At 76.5% G+C, this 20783-nt stretch carries 23 protein-coding genes and 1 tRNA gene; 14 read left to right on the top strand and 10 right to left on the bottom strand.

Annotation, left to right across the window (positions count from 1 at the left end):
- The first annotated feature begins 25 nt into the window (after positions 1 to 25).
- The 5 genes from BLQ97_RS10265 to BLQ97_RS10245 all read left to right on the top strand — a co-directional run bounded on the left by BLQ97_RS10265 (position 26) and on the right by BLQ97_RS10245 (position 5754).
- Positions 26 to 1357, top strand: coding sequence for an MFS transporter (locus BLQ97_RS10265; protein ID WP_091365649.1), 1332 nt, complete (start codon positions 26 to 28; stop codon positions 1355 to 1357).
- Positions 1358 to 1406: 49 nt separating this feature from the next.
- Entirely contained in the window at positions 1407 to 1991 is a 585-nt protein-coding gene (locus tag BLQ97_RS10260; protein WP_217637126.1) for a helix-turn-helix domain-containing protein, read from the top strand.
- Positions 1988 to 3268 (top strand): MFS transporter, encoded by a 1281-nt coding sequence (locus BLQ97_RS10255; RefSeq protein ID WP_175471660.1) that lies wholly within the window; start codon positions 1988 to 1990, stop codon positions 3266 to 3268. Before BLQ97_RS10260 ends, BLQ97_RS10255 begins: the two co-directional genes overlap by 4 nt.
- 45 nt (positions 3269 to 3313) lie before the next feature.
- Positions 3314 to 4432, top strand: a complete 1119-nt coding sequence (locus BLQ97_RS10250; RefSeq protein WP_091365646.1) for an NAD-dependent epimerase/dehydratase family protein — start codon at positions 3314 to 3316, stop codon at positions 4430 to 4432.
- 146 nt (positions 4433 to 4578) lie between these two features.
- The gene (locus BLQ97_RS10245; RefSeq protein ID WP_091365645.1) at positions 4579 to 5754 is read left to right on the top strand and encodes an HNH endonuclease signature motif containing protein; all 1176 of its coding nucleotides are present in this window, start codon (positions 4579 to 4581) and stop codon (positions 5752 to 5754) included.
- A gap of 154 nt (positions 5755 to 5908) precedes the next feature.
- Here BLQ97_RS10245 and BLQ97_RS10240 read toward each other — a convergent pair whose 3' ends face one another.
- On the bottom strand, positions 5909 to 6550 hold the full coding sequence (locus BLQ97_RS10240; protein ID WP_175471659.1) for a PaaI family thioesterase: 642 nt from the start codon (positions 6548 to 6550) through the stop codon (positions 5909 to 5911).
- A 100-nt stretch (positions 6551 to 6650) separates the two neighbouring features.
- A complete protein-coding gene (locus BLQ97_RS10235; RefSeq protein ID WP_091365643.1) occupies positions 6651 to 7805 on the bottom strand; it encodes an acyl-CoA dehydrogenase family protein in 1155 nt (384 codons plus the stop codon).
- Between the two features lie 168 nt (positions 7806 to 7973).
- Between BLQ97_RS10235 and BLQ97_RS10230 the strand changes: the two genes are divergently transcribed.
- Complete coding sequence (locus tag BLQ97_RS10230; protein ID WP_091365642.1) at positions 7974 to 8474, top strand: STAS domain-containing protein; 501 nt, start codon at positions 7974 to 7976, stop codon at positions 8472 to 8474.
- A 25-nt stretch (positions 8475 to 8499) separates the two neighbouring features.
- Here BLQ97_RS10230 and BLQ97_RS10225 read toward each other — a convergent pair whose 3' ends face one another.
- Positions 8500 to 9354: an aldo/keto reductase gene (locus tag BLQ97_RS10225; protein WP_091365843.1), complete on the bottom strand. Its 855-nt coding sequence runs from the start codon at positions 9352 to 9354 to the stop codon at positions 8500 to 8502.
- A gap of 58 nt (positions 9355 to 9412) precedes the next feature.
- Between BLQ97_RS10225 and BLQ97_RS10220 the strand changes: the two genes are divergently transcribed.
- A complete protein-coding gene (locus BLQ97_RS10220) occupies positions 9413 to 9994 on the top strand; it encodes a histidine phosphatase family protein (protein WP_091365842.1) in 582 nt (193 codons plus the stop codon).
- Here BLQ97_RS10220 and BLQ97_RS10215 read toward each other — a convergent pair.
- Positions 9972 to 11108: an EAL domain-containing protein gene (locus BLQ97_RS10215; RefSeq protein WP_091365641.1), complete on the bottom strand. Its 1137-nt coding sequence runs from the start codon at positions 11106 to 11108 to the stop codon at positions 9972 to 9974. The two genes, BLQ97_RS10220 and BLQ97_RS10215, sit on opposite strands and share 23 nt — an antisense overlap.
- Before the next feature lie 134 nt (positions 11109 to 11242).
- On the opposite strand from BLQ97_RS10215, the gene BLQ97_RS10210 reads away from it, so the two are divergent.
- Positions 11243 to 11860: a TetR/AcrR family transcriptional regulator gene (locus tag BLQ97_RS10210; RefSeq protein ID WP_091365640.1), complete on the top strand. Its 618-nt coding sequence runs from the start codon at positions 11243 to 11245 to the stop codon at positions 11858 to 11860.
- 3 nt (positions 11861 to 11863) lie between these two features.
- On the opposite strand, the gene BLQ97_RS10205 is transcribed toward BLQ97_RS10210, so the two are convergent.
- Positions 11864 to 12361, bottom strand: a complete 498-nt coding sequence (locus BLQ97_RS10205; protein WP_091365639.1) for a DUF427 domain-containing protein — start codon at positions 12359 to 12361, stop codon at positions 11864 to 11866.
- Positions 12362 to 12368: 7 nt separating this feature from the next.
- Positions 12369 to 12629 carry a DUF3618 domain-containing protein gene (locus BLQ97_RS10200; protein ID WP_091365638.1) on the bottom strand — a complete coding sequence of 87 codons (261 nt, stop codon included), beginning with the start codon at positions 12627 to 12629 and terminating at the stop codon, positions 12369 to 12371.
- Between the two features lie 107 nt (positions 12630 to 12736).
- On the opposite strand from BLQ97_RS10200, the gene BLQ97_RS10195 reads away from it, so the two are divergent.
- Together BLQ97_RS10195 and BLQ97_RS10190 are read left to right on the top strand one after the other, a co-directional pair.
- Positions 12737 to 12817 (top strand) — tRNA-Leu (locus tag BLQ97_RS10195).
- A 215-nt stretch (positions 12818 to 13032) separates the two neighbouring features.
- Positions 13033 to 13908 (top strand): hypothetical protein, encoded by an 876-nt coding sequence (locus BLQ97_RS10190; RefSeq protein ID WP_091365637.1) that lies wholly within the window; start codon positions 13033 to 13035, stop codon positions 13906 to 13908.
- Between the two features lie 47 nt (positions 13909 to 13955).
- Here the strand turns inward: BLQ97_RS10190 and BLQ97_RS10185 are convergent, their stop codons facing one another.
- Entirely contained in the window at positions 13956 to 15053 is a 1098-nt protein-coding gene (locus BLQ97_RS10185; protein ID WP_091365636.1) for an HPP family protein, read from the bottom strand.
- Between the two features lie 148 nt (positions 15054 to 15201).
- On the opposite strand from BLQ97_RS10185, the gene BLQ97_RS10180 reads away from it, so the two are divergent.
- Positions 15202 to 17202 (top strand): glycosyltransferase, encoded by a 2001-nt coding sequence (locus BLQ97_RS10180; protein WP_217637125.1) that lies wholly within the window; start codon positions 15202 to 15204, stop codon positions 17200 to 17202.
- Complete coding sequence (locus tag BLQ97_RS10175) at positions 17199 to 17708, top strand: hypothetical protein (RefSeq protein ID WP_091365634.1); 510 nt, start codon at positions 17199 to 17201, stop codon at positions 17706 to 17708. Before BLQ97_RS10180 ends, BLQ97_RS10175 begins: the two co-directional genes overlap by 4 nt.
- A gap of 6 nt (positions 17709 to 17714) precedes the next feature.
- On the opposite strand, the gene rdgB is transcribed toward BLQ97_RS10175, so the two are convergent.
- Complete coding sequence (gene rdgB, locus BLQ97_RS10170) at positions 17715 to 18326, bottom strand: RdgB/HAM1 family non-canonical purine NTP pyrophosphatase (protein WP_091365632.1); 612 nt, start codon at positions 18324 to 18326, stop codon at positions 17715 to 17717.
- A complete protein-coding gene (gene rph / locus BLQ97_RS10165) occupies positions 18323 to 19060 on the bottom strand; it encodes a ribonuclease PH (protein ID WP_091365631.1) in 738 nt (245 codons plus the stop codon). The genes rdgB and rph overlap by 4 nt, the downstream gene beginning before the upstream one ends.
- 117 nt (positions 19061 to 19177) lie before the next feature.
- On the opposite strand from rph, the gene BLQ97_RS10160 reads away from it, so the two are divergent.
- Both BLQ97_RS10160 and bcp read left to right on the top strand, forming a co-directional pair.
- Positions 19178 to 19582, top strand: a complete 405-nt coding sequence (locus BLQ97_RS10160) for a YjbQ family protein (protein WP_091365629.1) — start codon at positions 19178 to 19180, stop codon at positions 19580 to 19582.
- A gap of 48 nt (positions 19583 to 19630) precedes the next feature.
- Complete coding sequence (bcp, locus tag BLQ97_RS10155) at positions 19631 to 20119, top strand: thioredoxin-dependent thiol peroxidase (RefSeq protein ID WP_091365628.1); 489 nt, start codon at positions 19631 to 19633, stop codon at positions 20117 to 20119.
- Positions 20120 to 20138: 19 nt separating this feature from the next.
- Here the strand turns inward: bcp and BLQ97_RS10150 are convergent, their stop codons facing one another.
- Positions 20139 to 20729, bottom strand: a complete 591-nt coding sequence (locus tag BLQ97_RS10150) for a QsdR family transcriptional regulator (protein WP_217637124.1) — start codon at positions 20727 to 20729, stop codon at positions 20139 to 20141.
- Positions 20730 to 20783 lie beyond the last annotated feature (54 nt).

The following is a 20783-nucleotide window of genomic DNA, read 5'->3' as shown; positions in this document are numbered from 1 at the left end:
CCCCGGCCGGGTACCGCCGGCCACCGTGAGCACCGGTGCGGCGACCCCGACGCTGACCCGGGCCCAACGCCTCGACCGGCTGCCGTTCACCCGCGAGCACGGCCGCCTCGTGGCCGGCTCCGGTGTGGGCTGGGCGCTGGACGCGATGGACGTCGGGCTCATCTCCTTCGTGATGGCCGCGCTCGCCGTCCAGTGGTCGCTCACGCCGACCGAGCTGTCCTGGATCGGCTCGATCGGCTTCGTCGGGATGGCGCTGGGTGCCACGCTCGGCGGGCTGCTGGCCGACCGCGTCGGCCGGCGGCAGGTGTTCGCGCTGACCCTGCTGGTCTTCGGGGTGGCCACCGGCGCCGCCGCGCTGTCGTGGTCGGTGGCCTCGCTGCTGGCCTTCCGCCTGCTCATCGGCCTGGGTCTGGGTGCCGAGCTGCCGGTGGCCTCGACGCTGGTCAGCGAGTACGCCCCGGCCCGGCTGCGCGGCCGGGTCGTGGTGGCGCTGGAGGCGTTCTGGGCGGTCGGCTGGCTGCTCGCGGCGCTGATCGGCTACCTCGTCGTCCCGCGGGGCGACGCCGGCTGGCGGTGGGCGCTCGCCCTGGGTGCCGTCCCGGCGCTCTACGCGGTGGTGGTGCGCCGCGGCCTGCCGGAGTCCGTGCGCTTCCTGGAGCTGCGCGGGCGCGACGGCGAGGCGGAGGCGGCGGTGCGCCGCTTCGAGTCGGCCGCCGGGGTGGCCCCGCAGCCGACGGCGCCCCACCGGCAGGCCGCCGCCGCACCCCGGGGCGGGCTGTGGACGCCGGGCACCCGCGGGCGGACGGCGGCGCTGTGGACGGTGTGGTTCGGCATCAACTTCGCCTACTACGGCGCCTTCATCTGGTTGCCCACGCTGCTGGTGGCCGCGGGCTTCGACCTGGTCAGGTCCTTCGGCTACACGCTGCTGATCACGCTGGCCCAGCTGCCGGGGTACGCCGTGGCGGCCGTGCTGGTGGAGCGGTGGGGACGGCGCCCGACGCTGGTGGTGTTCCTGGCCGGCTCGGCGCTCGGCGCGGCGCTGTTCGCGCTGGCCGCCGGCGACACCGCCGTCCTGGTCACCGGGATGGTCCTCTCCTTCTGCAACCTCGGCGCGTGGGGCGCGGTGTACGCGGTGACGCCGGAGGTCTACCCGACCGCGCTGCGGGCGACCGGGGCCGGCGCGGCGGCCGGCTTCGGCCGGATCGCCTCGATCGCCGCGCCGCTGTGCGTGCCGCCGCTGCTGGCCGCCGGCGGCAGCGGGCTCGTGTTCGGGGTCTTCGCCGCGGCGTTCGTCGTCGCGGCGGCCGGGGCGTGGGCGCTGCCCGAGCGGCGCGGGGAGGCGCTCGACCCCGCCTAGTGCAAAGAGGTCTTTGCAAACACTTCTTTGCAGTCCTAGTCTCAGCGGCGTGCCCGAGGAGACGCCGCCCGTCGAGGCGGTCGACGTCAACGACCCGCGGGTGCTCCGCGCGCTCGCCCACCCGCTGCGCGCGGCGCTGCTCGGCCTGCTCCGCGCCGGGGGGCCCTCGACCGCCTCCCGGCTCGGCCAGCAGCTGGGCGAGAGCAGCGGCAGCACCAGCTACCACCTGCGCCAGCTCGCCGGCTTCGGCCTGGTCGAGGAGGTCCCGGGCGAGGGCACCGGGCGCGAGCGGTGGTGGCGGGCGCGGCACCGCAGCACCCGCTGGTCCACCGAGGAGCTCGTCGCCCAGCCCGGCGGCCGGGAGGTGGTCGAGGAGATGACCCACCAGGCCCTGGCGATCCAGCGGCGGGTGCTGGCGGCCCACGCGGAGCAGCGCGAAGGGCTCGACGAGGCCTGGCGGGACGCGACCTCGCTCAACGACTGGGCCCTGCACCTCTCCCCCGTCGCGGCCGGCGAGCTCGTCGAGGAGCTCAACGCCGTGGTGGCGCGGTGGCGCGCCGAGCGCGAGGAGCCCGGCCAGCCGCTGGTGCAGGTCCTGGTGGACCTGTTCCGGCTGCCGGGGCCCCCGGCGTGACCGGCGTCCGCTCCGTCACCCGCCGGTTCGTCGGACTGACCGCGCTGCACTGGCTGCCGGTGGGCCTGAGCGCCCCGGTCACGGTGCTGCTGGCCTCCTCGCGCGGGCTGTCCCCCGCCGACATCGGCGTCGTGTTCGCCGTCTACTCCACGGTGGTGCTCCTGCTCGAGCTGCCCACCGGCGGCCTGGCCGACGCGCTGGGCACCCGGCCGGTCCTGGTCCTGTCCGGGCTGCTGTCCACGGCCGGCCTGCTGGCCGTCACCGTGGCCGACGACGTGGCCGCCTTCGCGCTCGCCGAGGCGCTGCGGGCGGTCGGGCGCGCGCTGAGCTCCGGTCCGCTGGAGGCCTGGTACGTCGACGCCGTCCGGGCCGCCGACCCGGACGCCGACGTGGCCCCCGGGCTGTCCCGGGCGGGCGCGGCCGACGGCGCGGGCCTGTGCCTGGGCGCGGTGCTGGGCGGCCTGCTGCCGCTGCTGGCGGCGGGGTCCGGCGACGCGGTGCTGGTGCTGCCGATCCTGCTCGCCGCGGCCCTGTCGGTGGTCTCGGTCGTCGCCGTGGCACTGCTCGTCGCCCCCCTCGGCGACCGCCCGGGATCGGGGACGGCGGCGCTGCGCGCCGGGGTGCGCGCGGCGCCGGCCGTCGTCCGCGACACCGCCCGGCTGGTGACGCGCGACCGGCTGCTGCGGCGCGTGCTGGCCGTCTCGGCCCTGGTCGGGACGGTGCTGAGCACGCTCGAGCTGCTCGGCCCGCTGCACGCCGCCGGGCTCACCGGCAGCCTCACGGAGGGGTCGGCGGTCTTCGGCGTCGTGATGGCGGCGTCCTTCGCGGCGGCCGGGGTCGGTGCCCTCCTGGCGCCGGCCGCGCGTCGGGCGGCGCGCGGCTCGGCGGCGGTCGGCGGCGCGGTGCTCGCGCTGGTCGGCGCGCTGGCGGTGGCCGCCGTCCCGCTCGGCGGGCCGCTGGTCCTCGGCGCCCTGTTCGCCGTCTTCTACACCGCCAACGCCGCCTGCTGGCCGCTGTGGAAGGCGGTGCTGCACGGGCGGGTGGGTGCCGGACAGCGCGCCACGGCGCTGTCGGCGTCCTCGCTGGCACTGCAGGTGGGCGCACTGGGCGGCACCCTCGGCCTGGCCCGGCTGGCCGAGGCGGCGGGCACCGGCGCGGGCTTCCTCGCGGTGGCCGGCGCGCTCCTGCTGGTCGCGGTGGTCTCCCTCGGCCTGCGCTCCGGCGACCGGTCGGCCGCACCGGCCCAGCCCGAGCCCGGCGCCGTCCCGGCCCCGTGACCGGGCTCGCCGGTTGCCGCCGGGCGCTGCGGGTAGCCGCCTGACATGGCTGATCTCCCCCGCGACCACCTCAAGGGCCTCACGGTCGCCGTCACCGGCGCCAGCGGCAACGTCGGGACCGCGCTGCTGCGGCGGCTGACCGCCCCGGGCAGCGGTGTCGCCGAGGTCCGCGGGCTGGCCCGCCGGCAGCCGCCGGACACCGCCCCCTACGACGCGGTGACCTGGTACCACGCCGACCTCGGGGAGACCGCCAGCGAGCAGGCGCTGACCAACCTGCTCGAGGACGTCGACGCCGTCGTCCACCTGGCCTGGGCGCTGCAGCCGGGGCGCAAGCCCGACGAGCTGCGCAAGGCCAACGTCGACGGCACCCGCCGGGTCGTGCGGGCGGCGGTCGCCGCGGGTGTGCAGCACGTCGTGCACATGTCGTCGCTGGGCGCCTACGCGGCGGGGGGCGGCAGCCGGCCGGTGACGGAGGACTGGCCGACCACCGGCATCCCGTCGTCGCAGTACAGCCGGCAGAAGTCCGAGGCCGAGCGCGTGGTGCGCGAGGTCGTGGGCCGCAGGCAGGACGTCACGCTGACCGTCGTCCGGCCGACGCTGGTGCTGCAGCCCGAGGCGGCCAGCGAGATCGGCCGGTACTTCCTGGGACCGCTGCTGTTCGGCGCCGCCCGACTGGTGCCCGGCCAGGTGGCCTCGCTGCTGCCCCTGCCGCTGCCCTCGCTGCAGGTGGGCTTCGTGCACGCCGACGACGTCGCCGACGCCATCACCCGGATGCTCGACCGCCGCGCGCCCGGCCCGTTCAACCTCGCCGCCGACCCGGCGCTCGACGCCGACGGCATCGCCCGCGCCCTCGGCACCCGCCGGATCCCGGTGCCCGCGGTGGCGGTGCGCACCGGGCTGTCGGCCGCCTTCCACGCGCACGTGGTCCCCACCGAGCCCGGCTGGTTCGACCTCGGCCTGCGGTCGCCGGTGCTCGACACGACCCGTGCCCGCACCCAGCTCGACTGGCAGCCCGCGCACCGCGGGGACGACGTGCTGCGCCAGTTCGTCGCTGCACTCGGACGGGGCGACGGCGGCCCCGGCCCGCTGCTCTCGCCCACCGGCGGCCGGGAGCACGACCCGGCCGGCGACCCGGCCAACGTGCCGAACCGCCGCCCCGACTGAGGTGCCGACGGCCGCCCTGCCCACCGGAGCGGCGACTGGTGAGACGGCCTCGCCACCCCTGTCAAGGCGCTTGCGATACCTGTGGACAGGCGCCTGACCTGCGGAGACGGGATGCGACAGGTCGCTCGCTCAGCTAGGCTTCGTACATGTGTTCGGGTGGCTGGTCGACCGGTGACGTGCTGGAGGACGTCGCCGCGCTGGTCGCCGAGCGCAACCGGATCGACGCCGCCCTGGCCCGCCGGGTCCAAGCCGCAGAGCTCGCCCAGGCAGCAGAGCGCGACGGGCTGAAGAGCATGCGGTCCTGGCTGGCCGGGCACTGCCGACTCTCGCCCGCGGCGGCCGCCCGCATCGTGGGCAACGGGCGGGTGCTGGCGCACCTGCCAGCGCTGGCCGAGGCGCACGACGCCGGGCTCGTGTCGGCCGAGCAGGTCGCGGTCGCCGCCACTGCGCTGACGCCGGAGCGCCTGCAGGCCGCCGCCGAGCAGGGCGTGGAGCTCGGCGAGGTCGACGCCGTGCTCACCGGCCTGGCCGTCGAGCATGCGCACACCGACTTCGTGCACGCGGTGCGGCACTACCTGAGCCGGCTCGACCCCGACGGCCCCGAGCCCGATCCGACCGAGGGGCGGCGGCTCACGCTGGCCAAGCACGCCGACGGCACGCTCAGCGGCCGCTTCGAGCTCGACGCGGTGGGTGGGGAGAAGCTGCAAGCCGCGCTGGAGTCCTTCGTGCAGGCCGACCGCCCCGCCGGGCACGAGCGCACCCGCGCGCAGCGGCTCGGCGATGCGCTGGTCCAGCTGTGCGACACCACCCTCGCCCTTGGCTCGCTGCCGGTGCTGCGCACCGTCAAGCCGCACCTGGCCGTCGTCATCGACCTCGACGACCTCGCCGGCACCGCCACCGGTCCCGAGGCCGCGCGGATGGGGTTCGGCGCGGTCATCTCCGCCGCGAGAGCCCGCTGGCTGGCCTGCGACAGCACCGTCACCCGCGTCGTCTTCGGCCCCGACGGCGCACCGGTCGACCTCGGCCGCGAGCAGCGCCTGGCCGACCGCCACCTGCGCCGCGCGGTGGAACTCCGCGACGGCGGCTGCGTCTTCGCCGGCTGCCACGCCCCGACGTGGTGGGCGGAGGTGCACCACCTGGTGCACTGGCTCGACGGCGGCGAGACCAACCTCGCCAACAGCGCACTTCTCTGCGAACGGCACCACACGAAGGTCCACCACGGCTTCCGCGTCGAGCGACAACCCGACGGCCGGTGGCGAACCTGGCGACCCGACGGCACCGAGATCGGCGTCCCACCACCGCTGCTGCGACCCGCCGCCTGACCCATCAGCACGCCTGCCGGAGCGCCCGCGGACCAGCGGACGGTCCGGCAGGACGTGTGCCGGTCACCGGACGGCGGCCCGGCTCGAGCCCGAGGACCAGGCAACCCGGCTCGGGCCCGGAGGACCGGGGCGTCCCGGCCGCAGCGAACCGGGCTCAGGCGTCCGAGGACGCCGTCCAGGCGCCGGCCGGCCGGTCCATGTGCGCGAAGACGCTGGCCGCCCGCTCCGGACGCAGCGACACGAACAGGCCCTCGGCCTCCGCCAGCACGGTGTCGGGGTCGTCCTCGGCCACGAGCCGGGCGGTGGCCGTGGTGCGCCGGCCGGAGGACTCCCCGATCTCGGCCGACAGCACCAGCGGCACACCGAGCCGTACGGGACGGCGGTAGCGCACGGTCAGCGTCGAGGTCAGCCCACCGCGGCCGGCGGCCCGGACGGCCCGGGCCAGCACGTGGTCGAGCAGCGTGGCCACCACGCCCCCGTGCACCAGACCCGGCGGACCCTCGTGCGGCTTGCCCACGGTGACCCGCCCGGTGGCCCTGCCGTCGGGGCTGTCGGAGGCGACCAGCGGCGGCGCGACCGGGCTGCCGGGGCCGTAGACCGGGCTGTACCAGCGCTCGCCGGTGTCGGGGTCGTCCACGCGGGCGACCTCGGTGATCTCCCGGCCGTGCGCGCGCAGCCGGGCGGTCAGCTCCCGAGCCGCGGCAGCGACCGCGCGCAGCTCGTCGTCGTCCACCTCGGTGCGGACGGCGGCGTCGACCAGGTCGCGCAGTGCCTCGCCCAGCTCTCCGACCGGCACCCGGCGGGCTGCTCGCTCCTCTGGCGACAGGATGGAACGGCCCTCCTGCAGGGCCCCACCGCGAGCGCCGGCGAGGGGCGGGGGGCAGGAGGGTCCTTCGCTAACCACGCGGCATGCCGGCCGCGCGCAGCAGCCCGCCGCCGACGATCACCCGCTGCACCTCGCTGGTCCCCTCGTAGAGCCGGTACAGCCGCGCGTCGCGGTAGAAGCGCTCGACCGGTGTCGTGCGCAGGTAGCCCAGCCCGCCGTGCACCTGCACGGCGCGGTCGGTGGCCCGGCCGACCATCTCGCTGCACCACAGCTTGGCCGACGACGGGCCGATCGAGGTGTCCTCACCGGAGTCGTAGCGGGCCGCCACCTCGCGCACCATGGCCCTCCCCGCCAGCAGCTCGGCGTGCATGTCGGCGATGAGGGCCTGCACCAGCTGGAACCGGCCGATCGGGGCGCCGCCCTGCTTGGCGGTCGCGGCGTAGGCCACCGACTCGTCGAGCACCCGCTGCGCCATCCCCACGCACAGCGCGGCGATGTGCAGCCGCCCGCGGGAGAGCACCGTGAGCGCCTTCGCGTAGCCGCGCCCCTCCTCGCCGACCAGCGCGTCGGCCGGCACGTGCACGTCGTCGAAGAACACCTCCGACGTCCATGCGCCCGACTGCCCCATCTTCTTGTCCTTGGCGCCGAGCGAGACGCCGGGCGCCTTCGCGTCGACGACGAAGCTGGAGATCCCGCGCCCGCCCTTCTCGGCGGGGTCAGTGCGGGCGAAGACGACGAACAGGTCGGCCAGCGGCGCGTTGGTGATGTAGCGCTTGGCGCCGTTGACCACCCACCCGTCGCCGTCGCGGCGCGCGCTGGTGCGCAGCCCCGCCGGGTCCGAGCCGGCCTCGGCCTCGGTGAGCGCGAAGGATCCGATCAGCTCACCGGCCGCCAGCCGCGGCAGGTAGGCCTTCCTCTGCTCCTCGCTGCCGAAGCGGGCGATCACCTGCCCGGCGATCCCGTTGTTGGTGCCGAACAGGGAGCGGAACGCCGGCGTCGTGTAGCCGAACTCGAAGGCCAGCTCGACGTCCTCGCGCATGTCGACGCCCAGGCCGCCGTACTCCTCGGGCAGCGCGTAGCCGAACAGCCCCATGTCGGCGGCCGCGCCGCGCAGCTCCTCGGGGATGCGGTCGTCGAGGTCGATCTCCTCCTCGCGCGGGACGACCACCTCCCGCACCAGCTGGCGAACGGCGTCCCGGATCTGGGCGAAGTCCTCGGCGTCCACGCGCCCATGGTGACGCCTGCCGCAGCGTCCGGGGCGGCCGGGTCCACCCACCAGGAACCGGAGCGTTGCGCGACCGGCCGACCACTCCCCGTTGTGAGCCGGCGGTATCGGGGTTAGCGTCGTGGGCGGCGCCCGAACCCGCGACGCCGCACCTCCTCCGGAGGCCCCGTGCACCTCTCCGTCGCCGTCGTCCCTGCTCCCGACCAGGTGGTCGTCCGTCTCACCGGCGACGCCGGCCGGCCCACGCTCCCCCGGCTCGTCCCGGCGCTCACCACGGCCGCCGGGCACGGCACCGCCAGCATCGTGGTCGACGTGGCGTGCGCCCGCTTCCGTGACGGCTCGGCGCTGGAGGCCCTCGCCGGCTTCAGCGACGCCATGGCCGCCGCCGGACGCCGGTTGCGCCTCGTCGGCGCGCCGGCGGCCACCCGGCGGCTGGTCACCGAGACGGGCCTGGCCGACCACCTGGAGCTCGACGGCCCGCTGACCGGCCAGGACCCGGTGCGGCCGCGGCCGCACCGGGTCAGCGACACCCAGCCCGTGGTCGCCGTCTGGCCGGGGTCACCCCCGGAGACGCGCCGGTCCCGGCCGCTGGGCCGTTCCCGCCGCGGCGCCGGGCTCGCCGTCGACGGCGTGGGCGGACCGACCGTCCCGCTGCGCCGCTCCCGCTGAGCCCGGCACTCCGCCAGGGGCCTCCTCAGGCGAGGGCGTCCAGCCGGGCCACGTCCTCGGGCGAGAGGCTCAGCCGGGCCGCACCCATGTTCTCCGTCAGGTGGTCGACCGACTTCGTGCCCGGGATGGGCAGCACGACCGGCGACTTCTGCAGCAGCCAGGCCAGCGCGACCTGCGCCGGGGTGGCGCCCAGCTCGCGCGCGATGTCGGCCACCGGGCTGTCGGGCGCGGCCAGGTCGCCGGTGGCGATCGGGAACCACGGGATGAACGCGATGCCGTGCTCGGTGGCGAAGTCCAGCACGTCCTGCGACTGCCGGTTGGTCAGGTTGTAGAGGTTCTGCACGCTGACGACGTCGACGATCTCGCGGGCGGCCTGCAGCTCGGCGACGGAGACCTCGGAGACGCCGACGTGGCGCACCTTGCCCTCCTCCTGCAGCTCGCGGAAGGCGCCGAGCTGGTCGGCCAGCGCGACGTCGGGGTCGATGCGGTGCAGCTGGATGAGGTCGATCCGCTCCACGCGCAGGTGCCGCAGCGACAGCTCCACCTGCTGCTTGAGGTAGGCCGGGCGGCCCACCGGGGTCCAGATGCCCGGCCCCTGGCGGGTCAGGCCGGCCTTGGTCGCGATGACCAGGTCCTGCGGGTAGGGGTGCAGCGCCTCGGCGATGAGCTGCTCGCTGACCAGGGGGCCGTAGGAGTCGGCGGTGTCGATGAGGTCGACGCCCTGCTCGACCGCGGCACGCAGCACGGCGAGGGCGCCGTCGCGGTCGGCCGGCTCGCCCCACACGCCGGGGCCCGGCAGCTGCATGGCGCCGTAGCCGAGGCGGTGCACGGTCAGGTCGCCGCCGATGGCGAAGGTCTCGCTCAGGGATGCAGTGGTCATGTCACGGGCCAGCACGACAACCCGCGCGCGTGTTCCCCGCAGCGTGTTCGATGGGCCGATGGGCGACATCGTGGTGCTCCGGCACGGGCAGACCGAGTGGAGTCTCAGCGGCCAGCACACCAGCGTCACCGACCTGCCGCTGCTGCCCGAGGGCGAGAGCCGGGCGCGCGAGCTGGCGCCGGTCCTGGGCCGCCGCCGCTTCGCCGCCGTCTGGGTCAGCCCCCGGGAGCGGGCGCGGCGGACGGCGGAGCTGGCCGGGCTGACCGCCACCGCCGTCGACGAGGAGCTCGTCGAGCTCGACTACGGCGGCTACGAGGGGCGCACGACCGCGGAGATCAGCGAGGAGCTGGGCCGCCCCTGGTCGGTGTGGCGCGACCCCGTCGTCCCGGGGCGGACGCCCGGCGAGACGCTGGCCGACGTCGGCCGGCGGGTCGACCGCGTGCTGGCGCGGGCCCGGGAGCTCCTCGACGACGGCGACGTCGCGCTCGTCGCCCACGGGCACGTGCTGCGGGTGCTGACCGCCCGCTGGCTCGGGCTCGAACCCCCGTCCGGGTCGCTGTTCGCGCTGCCGGCCGGCGCCTACGGCGTGCTCGGGCACGAGCACGGCCGCCCGGTGCTCACGGGGTGGGGACTGGACTGAGCTCCTCGGCACCGAGTTGCTCCGCACCGAGCCGCTCCGCACCGAGCTGCTCCGCACCCACCCGCGGCGCCGCGGGCCGGCCGAACAGCCAGCCCTGGGCCAGGTCGGCGCCGAGCGCGGCCACCTGCTCGGCGGCCTGCTCGGTCTCCACGCCCTCGGCCACGACCACCGCGCCGAGCCGGTGCGCGTGCTCGGTCACCGTGCGCACCACCGCGCGTGCGCCGTCGTCGGGCAGCGCGGACACCAGCGCGCGGCCGAGCTTGACCACGTCGGGCCGGACGACGTCGAGCAGCGAGCGGCTCGACCACCCGGCGGCCACCTCGTCGAGGGCCACCCGCCAGCCGCGGTCCCGGTAGGACTCCAGGACGGCGAGCAGGTGCCCGCGGTCGGTGACGGCGGCCCGCTCCCCCACCTCGAGCACCAGCTGCCGCGGCTGCAGGCCGGCCAGCTCCAGCGCCTCGGCGGTGCTGGCGAGGTCGGCGTCGGGGCGCAGCACCGAGGTCGGGTGGGTGTTGACGAACAGGTCGGCGTCGCCGAGCCAGTCCGCGGCGCCGGCGATGGCGCACTCGCGGCCCACCCGGTCCAGCCGCGGCAGCCAGCCGGCGGAGTCGGCGACGAAGAACAGGTCGCCGCCGTCGACGGTGCGGCCGTCGGAGTCCCCGCGCAGCAGTGCCTCGTGCGCGACGACGGCCCGGTCGGTCAGCGCCACGATCGGCTGGTAGGCCGACCACAGCTCCGCCTCGGCGAGCACGCCGACCTCGGCGGTGACGCCCCGGCGGGCCAGCTCCTGCGCCAGCGACGGCGCGGTGAGCAGGCCGATCGACAGCGCGGTGTACTCGTTCGCCGGGTCGGTGGCCACCCGCACCGCCTCCGCCTCAGCGCCGGTCAGCGCGCGGGAGAGCCGGTCGAAGAACAGCTCGACGCCCACCCCGTCGCGCTCGTCGGAGAGGTCGAGCAGGCCGGGCGCGGCGAACACCGACAGGCCCACCGAGCGGGCGACGGCGGCCACGGCCGGCAGCACCTGCTCCTCCGCGGACGCCAGCAGCACGCGGGTGGCGGCCTCGGGCAGGGGCCACTCCTCGCGCCGCCGCACCGCGCCGATCGTGCTTCCCACGCGAGCAGGATCGCCGACCCGGCCGGCCGGCCGGGGCAGGCGCGCGGACGGCGGCGACCGGATCGCTCCGGACCGCTGCTCGCAGCGCGCAGCGGACGCCCGTCCCCGGGGGTCCCAGGCTCTAGGGTGCGCGCATGCCAGCCGCAGTTCTCGCCGAGCAGCCTCCCCGTGCCGGCCGGGGCGGACGGCCACGCGACCCCAGCCGGGACGACGTCATCCGGGCGGCCATCCTGCGGCTGCTCGGCGAGGTGGGCTACGGGGCGCTGACGATGGACGCCGTCGCGGCCGAGGCCGGCGTCGGCAAGGCGACGATCTACCGCCGGTGGCGCACCAAGCAGGACCTCGTCGTCGACACCGTCTCCGAGGTCAACCGGGCGTGGACGGTCACCGCCGACACCGGGTCCCTGGAGGGCGACCTCCGCTCCCTGGTGCACCGGATGGTGGAGATGATGGCCAGCCCCGTCGGCGCGGCCACCCGGTCGCTGCTGGCGGCCATGCAGCACGAGCACGCGCTGGCCGAGGCCTTCCGCGAGGGTCCGCTGGCGGTCTGGCGGCGGGCCTACGACCAGACGTGGGAGCGCGCGCAGGCGCGCGGCGAGGTCGGCCCGGGGCTCCCCCAGTCGATCCCCGCCGAGGCCACCACGGCGCTGTTCGTGCAGCGCTGGCTGGTCACCCGCGAGCCGGTGGACACCGCCTACGCCGACGAGGTGCTGCAGACGGTGGTGCTGCCGCTGGTGCGCGGCACCCGCTGACCCTCACCAGCCCAGCGTGCCCGGCTGCCCCTTGAACGGGCCGACGACGTCGTCGGTGATCCAGCCGCCGTAGAAGTCCCCGGCCTGGGCGCGCACCTGCTCGCCGTCGACCAGCGCCCGGTCGACCCTGCTCGGGTAGAAGGCCACCGCCGAGCGCAGGTGCTCGTAACCGGCGGTGGGCTGCTCGTAGGACCAGGCCACCGCGGGCCAGCGGCGGCCGTCGACGACGGCGTCCCAGTAGGTGGCCGCGCCCTTCCACTCGCACCACGACGTGCCGGACGCGCGCTCGAGCACGCCGTCGGCGACGTCCTCCCGGGGCACGTAGTACACCGGCGGGTGGCTGGTCTCGCAGACCCGCACCGCTCGGTCGGTCGTGGCGACCACCCGGCCGCCGAGCTCGACGACGACGCGGCGCGGGGTCACCTCGGCCGAGGGCGGGCGGGGGTAGTCCCAGACCGACTCCTGCCCCGGGCCGACCGGGTCGCGGCGCGGCGGGCGCACGGAGGGGTCAGCGCTTCCGGCGCTGGACCCGGCGGCCGGCGGTGCGGCGGTGCCGGACCTTCTGCACGACCGTCAGCGTGGCGAGCAGGCCCAGGCCGCCCATCGCGGCCTTGCCCGCGGGCGACTGCAGGAAGCGGACGACCGCGGCCTGGCCCTGGGCCTTGAGCCGGGTCGGGCTGCCCCGGAAGGCGAGCTGGTCCAGGGTGGCCGCCAGCGACTCGCGGGCGGCGTCGATCTCCAGCTGGATCTCTCGTGGGTCGCGGGGCACGGCGACAGCCTGCCAGACACCGCGCCGACCGGCCCGTTCCGGCCGATCCGGGGCACCCGGCCGGGCGACGGCACCCACTCGCGACGGCACCTAGACTCGGCGGCCACGCGGGAGTGGTGTAACGGCAGCCACGCCAGACTTAGGATCTGGTGCCTCCGGGCGTGCGGGTTCGACTCCCGCCTCCCGCACGCGGACGAGCGGGGATCCCGGGACCGGGCCTCTCGGCGTAGCCCATGTCACAGCACCGCATTTGTCCAGGTCAGGGCGCCGCCACGCCCGGGATCCGCGAAACGCCGACGCCGGCGGCCGTAGTCTGGGAGGGCCGGCCCGGTCGCACGACGGCGTGCTCGCACCCGGGCTACTCCCCGACCGCTCGTCCTCCGGACCCGACCCGTCGGAGCCCATGACCTCCCCGCGCACCGAGCAGACCGACCCTCCCGCCCCCGACGAGAAGCCCAAGCCGCCGATCAGCGCCGTGCAGGTGGCCGCCGGCGCCCTGGCCGCCGTCTCCGCCGCCGTGGTGCTGTCCTTCTTCGGCGTCGCCGGCACGGTGGTCGGCGCGGCGCTCGCCAGCGTCGTCAGCACCGTCGGCGCCGCGCTGTACAGCGAGTCGCTCAACCGCACCAACGAGAAGCTGCGCCGGGCCCGCGAGCAGCTGACCCGCCGGTCGGCCCCCGACCCGGACGCGGCCACCGCCGTCCTGCCCGCCCACCTCGACCCGCGACGTCCCGCGCCGCGGCGCCGCCCGCCGGTGCTCGAGCGGGTGCGCTGGCCGCGGGTGGCCGCCTACGCCGCCGGGGTCTTCGTGCTCGGGATGGCGGTCGTGACCGGCATCGAGCTCGTCTCGAAGGAGCCGGTGTCGGCGCTGGTGGGTGCGCAGACCGCGTCGTCGTCCACCACGCTGGGCGAGATCGCGTCGGGGTCCTCCGGCTCCGGCGCCGCCGGCGACGAGGACTCCTCCGACGACACGGACGGCACCGCGCCGGCCGGCCCGACGACCGAGGCCCCGAGCTCGTCGGAGGCCCCGGAGGACGGCGCCGAGGACGACGGCACGCAGGAGGACGGCACCGAGGACGGCACGCCGACGCCGGCGACCTCGACGTCGGAGTCCTCGCCCACGACGGACGACGACTCCGGCGCCGACTCCGGCACCGACTCGGGCACCGACTCCGGCAGCGGGACCGACGGCGGCTCCGGCAGCGGCTCCGGGCAGAGCGGCTCGTCGGACGGCGAGCCGCAGGCCGGCGCCGGCACCGCGGGCGCCTCGCCCACCGCCTGACCCCAGGCACAGGAGGCCCGCCCCGCGCCCGGCGCGGGGCGGGCCTCCTACGCCTGCTGCGCGTCGACGAGTGCCCGGTGCAGGACGGCGACCAGCTCGGCGCGAGTGACGATCCCGGCCAGCCGGCCGTCGTCGTCGACCACCGGCAGGTGCCGCAGCCCGCGGTCGGCCATCAGCCCCACCAGCTCCGACACCGGGGTGTCCGCACCGACGGTGCTGACCGGGCTGCTCATCACCCGCGACACCGGGTCCAGCGCGGCGACGTCGAGATTGAACAGGTCGTACACGGTCACGATGCCGACCACCCGGCGGTCGTCGGTGACCACCGGCAGCGCCTTGACCGCGTGCTGGTTCATCAGCATCCGCGCCCGGTAGAGCGTCTCCTGCGGCTGCACCGTGCGGACGTCGCGCGCCATCACCGCACCGACCCGCAGCTGCCCGAGCCGGCGGTCCAGCGCGTGCGCCTCGGCGTCCCGCACGAGCGCCAGGACGTCGCCGGGCATCACGTCGAGACCGCGGTCGAGGCGGTCCATGGCCGCCCGCACGTCCTCGGTGCGCAGCCCGACCCGCTCGGTGGGCGGCGCGTCGGCACCGGGCGGGGGCGGCGGCTCGGGCACGTGCGGGTAGGGCCGGCCGGTCAGGTTGTTCACCAGCGCGGCCACCAGCAGCAGCACCACGGTGTCGACGCCGACCGGCCACAGCACGAACGCCCAGCCGTGGTCGTGCACCGCCGCCCCGCCGACCGCGGTGAACAGCGCACAGGCGCCGCCGGGCGGGTGCACGCAGCGCAGCACCATCATCAGCGGGATCGCCACCGCGACGGCGACCGCGGCGGCCGCGGTGACGTCGTCGACCAGCTTGCCGGCGGCCACCCCGACCAGCGTCGAGACGGTGTTGCCGGCCAGCACCGGCCACGGCTGGGCCAGCGGGCTGGCCGGCGCGGCGAACAGCAGGACGGCGGTGGCGCCCATCGGGGCCACGATCCACGGCAGCCCGGCCGGCCCGCCCGGCACCGCCGAGGCGGTCACCCCGGCCAGCGCGATGCCGGCCAGCGCACCGAACCCCCCGCGCAGCACCTCCGCCCGCCGGTAGCCCACCGGCCCGGGCCGCAGCCCCGTCGTCCACGCCCTGCGGTCCGCGCGCACCCCGGCCTCCTCCGCGGGCGCCGCCGCCCGCGCCGGCGGACCCTAGCCGCCCGCGGCCGGTCCCGGGCCGGATCGGTGCCCCACCCCTGCGGGTGAGCGCGCCGGCCGCTGTCTGGACCGGGCCCGGCCACCCGCCGATGTCCCCGGGGTGACCGCTCCCCCGCCCCGGCTCCGGCCCGACCGCGCCCGAGCGGCCTCCCCGCTGCCGCTCCCCGCCCGGCGGACCGAGCGCCGCCTCGGCGACGTGCTCGTCGACCAGGGCGCGCTCACGCCGACGCAGCTCACCGACGCGCTGGCGCAGGGACGGCGGGTCGGCGAACCCCTGGGCTCGGTGCTGCTCGCCCGGGGCCTGGTGAGCCGCCGGCAGCTCTACGTGGCCCTCGCCGAGGTGTGGGGCACCGACCTGGCCTTCGTCGACCCCGTGCAGGTCGACCCGGAGCTGGCCCGGCTGTTCCCGGCCGCGCTGCTGGCCCGGGAGCTGTGGCTGCCGCTGGAGGTCGAGCGCGACGAGGACGGACAGGAGCGGGTCGTCGTCGCCACCGCCGGCCGGCCCTCGGCGCACGTCGAGGCCGAGGTGGCCGGCCGCACCGGCATCCCCCGCGTCCGGCAGGTGGTGACCACCGACTGGGACGTGCAGCGGGCGCTGCGCACGGTCTGGCGCGACGAGCTGGTGCACGACGCGGTCAGCTCGCTGGCCGAGCGGCGACCCGAGGAGTCGGCGTCCACGGTGTTCGTGTGGCCGCAGGTCGCCGTCGCCGCCGCGCTGCTGCTGGCCACCGCCGTCGGGCTGGTGCTGGCGCCGGCGTCCACCGCGACGGTGCTGGTGGCGGCGGTCAACGTCGTCGTCGCGCTGGCGGTCGGCGCCAAGGCGGTGATCAGCACGGTCGGGACGGCCTACGAGACCGTCGAGCAGGTCACCGACGCCCAGGTCGCCGCGCTCACCGACGACGAGCTGCCCCGCTACACGATCCTCGTCCCGGTCTACCGCGAGGCCGGCATCGTCGGGCTGCTCATGCGCAACCTCGCCGCGCTGGACTACCCGCGGGAGAAGACGGAGATCCTCCTGCTGCTCGAGGAGGACGACCCCGAGACGCTGGAGGCCGCGCTGGCCGCCGCGCCGCCGGACCTGGTGCGCATCGTCGTGGTCCCGCACTCGCTGCCCAAGACCAAGCCGCGGGCGTGCAACGTGGGCCTGGCCTTCGCCCGCGGCGAGCACGTCGTCATCTACGACGCCGAGGACCGGCCGGACCCCGACCAGCTCAAGAAGGCCGTCGTCGCCTTCCGCACGGGCGGTGAGGACCTGGTGTGCGTGCAGGCGGCGCTGAACTACTTCAACGCCCGGGAGAACGTGCTCACCCGCATGTTCACCCTCGAGTACTCGTCCTGGTTCGACTACACCCTCGCCGGCCTCGACCGGCTGCGGCTGCCGATCCCCCTGGGCGGCACGAGCAACCACTTCCGCACCGACCTGCTGCGGGAGCTCGGCGGCTGGGACCCGTTCAACGTCACCGAGGACGCCGACCTCGGCATCCGCGCCTCCGCCCGCGGCCACCGCGTCGCCGTCGTCAACTCGACGACGTACGAGGAGGCCAACATGGCCGTCGGCAACTGGGTCCGGCAGCGCAGCCGCTGGATCAAGGGCTACATGCAGACCGTCCTGGTGCACACCCGCCGCCCGCTGCACCTGGTGCGCACCGTCGGGCCGCGCCAGGCCGCCGGCTTCGGTCTGCTCATCGGCGGGACGCCGGCGATGTTCCTGCTCACCCCGTGGCTGTACGCGCTGTTCCTCGTGCAGCTCGCCGCCCCTGGTGCGCTGCTGCCGGTGCTGCCGGAGTGGCTGCTGTGGGTGAGCACCGCCAACCTCGTCCTCGGCAACGGCGTGATCGTCTACCTGTCGCTGCTGGCCGGCTTCAAGCGGCGCAGCTACGGCCTGGTGCCCTTCGCGCTGCTCTCGCCGCTGTACTGGCTGCTGCACTCGGTCGCGTCGTACAAGGCGGCCTGGCAGCTGCTCACCCGGCCCTTCTACTGGGAGAAGACGACGCACGGGCTGTCCAGCCACGTGCGCGAGGAGCCGCCCGTCGCGGTGGCCGGCGACGACCGCCCCGAGCGGCTGGGCTGGGCCGACCTGACCGCCGGGGGTCCCCGGTGAGCGCCGCCGTGCCCGCCGTCCCGGCCGCCGCCCCGCCGACGCCGGTGCCCCTGGCCCGCGTCACGCTCGCCGGCGCGGTCCTCGTCGCGCTCGCCGCAGGCGCCCTGCTGCTGCTCGACCGCCCCGCGGCCGAGGTGCTGGCCGGCGCGTCCGCGGTGCTCGCCGCCGTGTCCGCCGCGGTGTTCTGCCTCGGCGCGGTGACCGTGGCCGGGTTCGTGGCCGGCGCGGGGCTCGCCGGGGTGGTGCTGCTCGTGCCCGGGAGCCTCCCGCCCACCCTCGCCGCCACGGTGGTCCTCGCCCTGGTCTGCGGCGTCGCGCCGGGCTGGGTGCGGGTGGAGGCGTGGCAGGCCGCCCGGGCCGCCGGAGCGGCCGAACCCCCGGCGCCGGGCCGGCTGCGCGGCCGGTGGCGCACCGACCGGGTGCTCGCCGCCTGGCTGGTGCTGGCCTTCCCGCCCGCGCTCGCCGCCGCGGCGGAGGCCTTCGTGAGCTGGTCGGCCGGGAGCTGAGCCGGCTCAGCTCCCGGCCAGCTCCTGGGCGACGACCGGCACCAGCGCGGTGAAGGCCTGGCCGCGGTGGCTGCGGGCGTCCTTGTCCTGCGGCGCCAGCTCGGCGGCGGTGAGCTCGAGGCCGTCGGGCAGGAACACCGGGTCGTAGCCGAAGCCGTTGCTCCCGCGCGGCTCGCGCACCACCTGTCCCCGCCACTGCCGCTCGACGACGTGCTCGCTGCCGTCGGGGGTGACCAGGGCGGCGGCGCAGACGAAGGCGGCCCCCCGGCGCTCGGCGGGGACGTCGGCGAGCTGGCCGAGCAGCAGCGCGGTGTTGGCCGGGTCGTCGCCGTGCCGGCCCGACCAGCGCGCGGAGAGCACGCCGGGCATCCCGTTGAGCGCGTCGACGGTGATGCCGGAGTCGTCGGCGACCGCCGGCAGGCCGGTGTACCGGACCGCCTCCCGGGCCTTGAGCAGCGCGTTCTCGGCGAAGGTCGCGCCGGTCTCGGGGGCCTCGGGGTACTCGTCGACGTCGCGGAGGCCGACCACCTCGACGCCGGGGACGGCGCTCTCCAGCAGCCGCTGCAGCTCGGCGAGCTTGCCGGCGTTGCGGGTGGCCAGCAGCAGTCGGGTGCTCACCGGGCCGCACCCGCCGACTGCAGCGCCTCCTGCTGGACGCGGGTGAGCTCGGCGCAGCCGGCGACGGCGAGGTCGAGCAGCGCGTCGAGGGTCGGCCGGTCGAAGACGGCGCCCTCGGCGGTGCCCTGCACCTCGACGAAACCGCCCTCGCCGGTGCAGACGACGTTCATGTCGGTGCCCGCCCGCACGTCCTCCTCGTAGGCGAGGTCGAGGCGCGGCTCGCCGTCGACGACGCCCACGCTCACCGCGGCCACGGACTGGACGAGTGCGTTCTTCCGCGAGAGCTTCCGGCGCTCGCCGAGCCAGGAGACGGCGTCGGCCAGCGCGACGTAGGCACCGGTGATGGCCGCCGTCCGGGTGCCGCCGTCGGCCTGGAGGACGTCGCAGTCGAGGGCGATGCTGTTCTCGCCCAGCGCGGCCAGGTCGATCGAGGCGCGCAGCGAGCGGCCGATGAGCCGGCTGATCTCGTGGGTGCGCCCGCCGATGCGGCCCTTGACCGACTCGCGGTCGCCGCGGGTGTGCGTGGCGCGCGGCAGCATGGCGTACTCGGCGGTGACCCAGCCCAGCCCCGAGCCCTTGCGCCAGCGCGGGACGCCCTCGGTGACGCTGGCCGCGCACAGCACCCGGGTGCGGCCGAACTCCACGAGCACCGACCCCTCGGCGTGGTCGAGCCAGTTGCGCGTGATGGTCACCGGGCGGAGCTGGTCGGCCGTGCGGCCGTCGGGGCGGGTCACGGACGCCGAGCCTAACGACGCGGCCGCACCGCCTCCCGCCCGGCGAGGCGGTCGCGGCCGGGCTGGCGTCAGGGCGGCCGTGACAGCGGTGTCGTCCGGGAGGACGACAATGTCGCGATGCGATCGGAGCTGCGGGCGGTGCGGACCGGCGGGGTGTCTGCGGTGGTGGACCTGACCGGGGAGTGCGAGGAGTTCGTCCGCGGCGAGGGCGACGGGCTGCTGCACGTCTTCGTCCCGCACGCGACAGCGGGCGTGGCGGTCATCGAGACCGGCTCGGGCAGCGACGAGGACCTGCTCGCCCAGCTCGACGAGCTGCTCCCCCGCGACGACCGCTGGCGGCACCGGCACGGCAGCCCCGGGCACGGCCGCGACCACGTGCTGCCGGCGTTCGTGCCGCCGCACGCCAGCGTGCCGGTGCTGGAGGGGCGGCTGCAGCTGGGCACCTGGCAGCGGATCTGCCTGGTCGACACCAACCGGGACAACCCGCAGCGCCACGTCCGGCTGTCCTTCCTCGCCGGGTAGCGCCGACCCGCTGCCGTCCGGTCACCCGCGCACGGCAGGATGCCGGGCATGACCGAGACCGCGCCCGCCCCGATCCGCCTCGCGCCCGGCGACCCGGCCCCGGACTTCACCCTGCCCGACGCCGACGGCACCCCGGTGTCGCTCGCCGACCACCGCGGCCGCCGGGTGATCGTCTACTGCTACCCCGCCGCCCTGACCCCCGGCTGCACCACGCAGGCGGTCGACTTCACCGCCGCCGCCGGCGAGCTGGCCGAGGCGGGGCTGGACATCATCGGCATCTCGCCCGACCCGCCGGAGAAGCTGCAGCGCTTCCGCGAGCAGGAGGGCCTGGGCATCACGCTGGTCTCCGACCCGGACAAGCGGGTGCTGACCGCCTACGGCGCGTACGGCACCAAGAAGCTGTACGGCAAGGAGGTGCAGGGCGTCATCCGGTCGACGTTCGTCATCGACGCCGAGGGCCGGGTGGAGCGGGCCGCCTACAACGTCAAGGCCACCGGGCACGTCGCCAAGCTGCGCCGCGACCTCGGCCTGGGCTGAGCACGGTCAGCCGGCCCGGTCAGCCGGACCGGACGCCGAGCACACCGGTCACCAGCGCGTCGCACACCGTGGCCGCGGCCTTGAGGTCGGGCTCGCGGGAGACCATGACGTCGGAGTAGAGGAACGACTCCCCCAGCCGCACCACCGCGTAGGACAGCAGCGGCAGCGGCACGTCGGGGACCAGCCCGAGCTCCTCGACGTCACGCTCGAACAGGGCCGTGTAGGCCTCGACCAGCCGCGGCTGCACCCGGCCGCGCGGGTCGGTGAGGATGCGCATCGCGGTGGCCGGCTCGTCGTCGAGGAACCGGCGCAGCGAGGGCGCCGTGCCGAGCAGGCTGCGGTAGTCCTCGATGACGACGAGGCTGCGCAGCCGGCCGGGCTCGCGGAGGTCGGCCGACCGGGCGTCGTGGTCGGTGACGGCCCGGTGCAGCGTGCGCTCCGCCAGCCACCACAGCGCCTCGCCGAGGATGGCGTCGCGGTTGCCCACCCGCCGGAACAGGGTGACCCGCGAGATGCCCAGCTGGGCGGCGAGCACGGTGGTGTCCAGGCGCTCCTCGCGCAGCAGGGTGTGCGCAGCCTGGCGGATCACCTCGTCCGGGGGCGCGATCACGCCGTCGAGCCTAGGGCCGCGGTGACCTGCGCGGACACTGCCGGCCCGCGACCG

Source organism: Geodermatophilus telluris (genome assembly GCF_900102745.1).
In the GTDB taxonomy this organism is placed as follows: Bacteria; Actinomycetota; Actinomycetes; order Mycobacteriales; family Geodermatophilaceae; genus Geodermatophilus; species Geodermatophilus telluris.
Note: the sequence above shows the minus strand (reverse complement) of the source record. Positions and strands in the feature narration are given on the sequence as shown.

Excerpts from the sequence above, each read along its gene's own strand:
- BLQ97_RS10250 (WP_091365646.1), top strand. The coding sequence starts at position 3,314 with ATGGCTGATCTCCCCCGCGACCACCTCAAGGGCCTCACGGTCGCCGTC.
- bcp (WP_091365628.1), top strand. The coding sequence starts at position 19,631 with ATGACCGAGACCGCGCCCGCCCCGATCCGCCTCGCGCCCGGCGACCCG.
- BLQ97_RS10190 (WP_091365637.1), top strand. The coding sequence starts at position 13,033 with ATGACCTCCCCGCGCACCGAGCAGACCGACCCTCCCGCCCCCGACGAG.
- BLQ97_RS10210 (WP_091365640.1), top strand. The coding sequence starts at position 11,243 with ATGCCAGCCGCAGTTCTCGCCGAGCAGCCTCCCCGTGCCGGCCGGGGC.
- BLQ97_RS10160 (WP_091365629.1), top strand. The coding sequence starts at position 19,178 with ATGCGATCGGAGCTGCGGGCGGTGCGGACCGGCGGGGTGTCTGCGGTG.
- BLQ97_RS10220 (WP_091365842.1), top strand. The coding sequence starts at position 9,413 with ATGGGCGACATCGTGGTGCTCCGGCACGGGCAGACCGAGTGGAGTCTC.
- BLQ97_RS10225 (WP_091365843.1), bottom strand. The coding sequence starts at position 9,354 with ATGACCACTGCATCCCTGAGCGAGACCTTCGCCATCGGCGGCGACCTG.
- BLQ97_RS10245 (WP_091365645.1), top strand. The coding sequence starts at position 4,579 with ATGTGTTCGGGTGGCTGGTCGACCGGTGACGTGCTGGAGGACGTCGCC.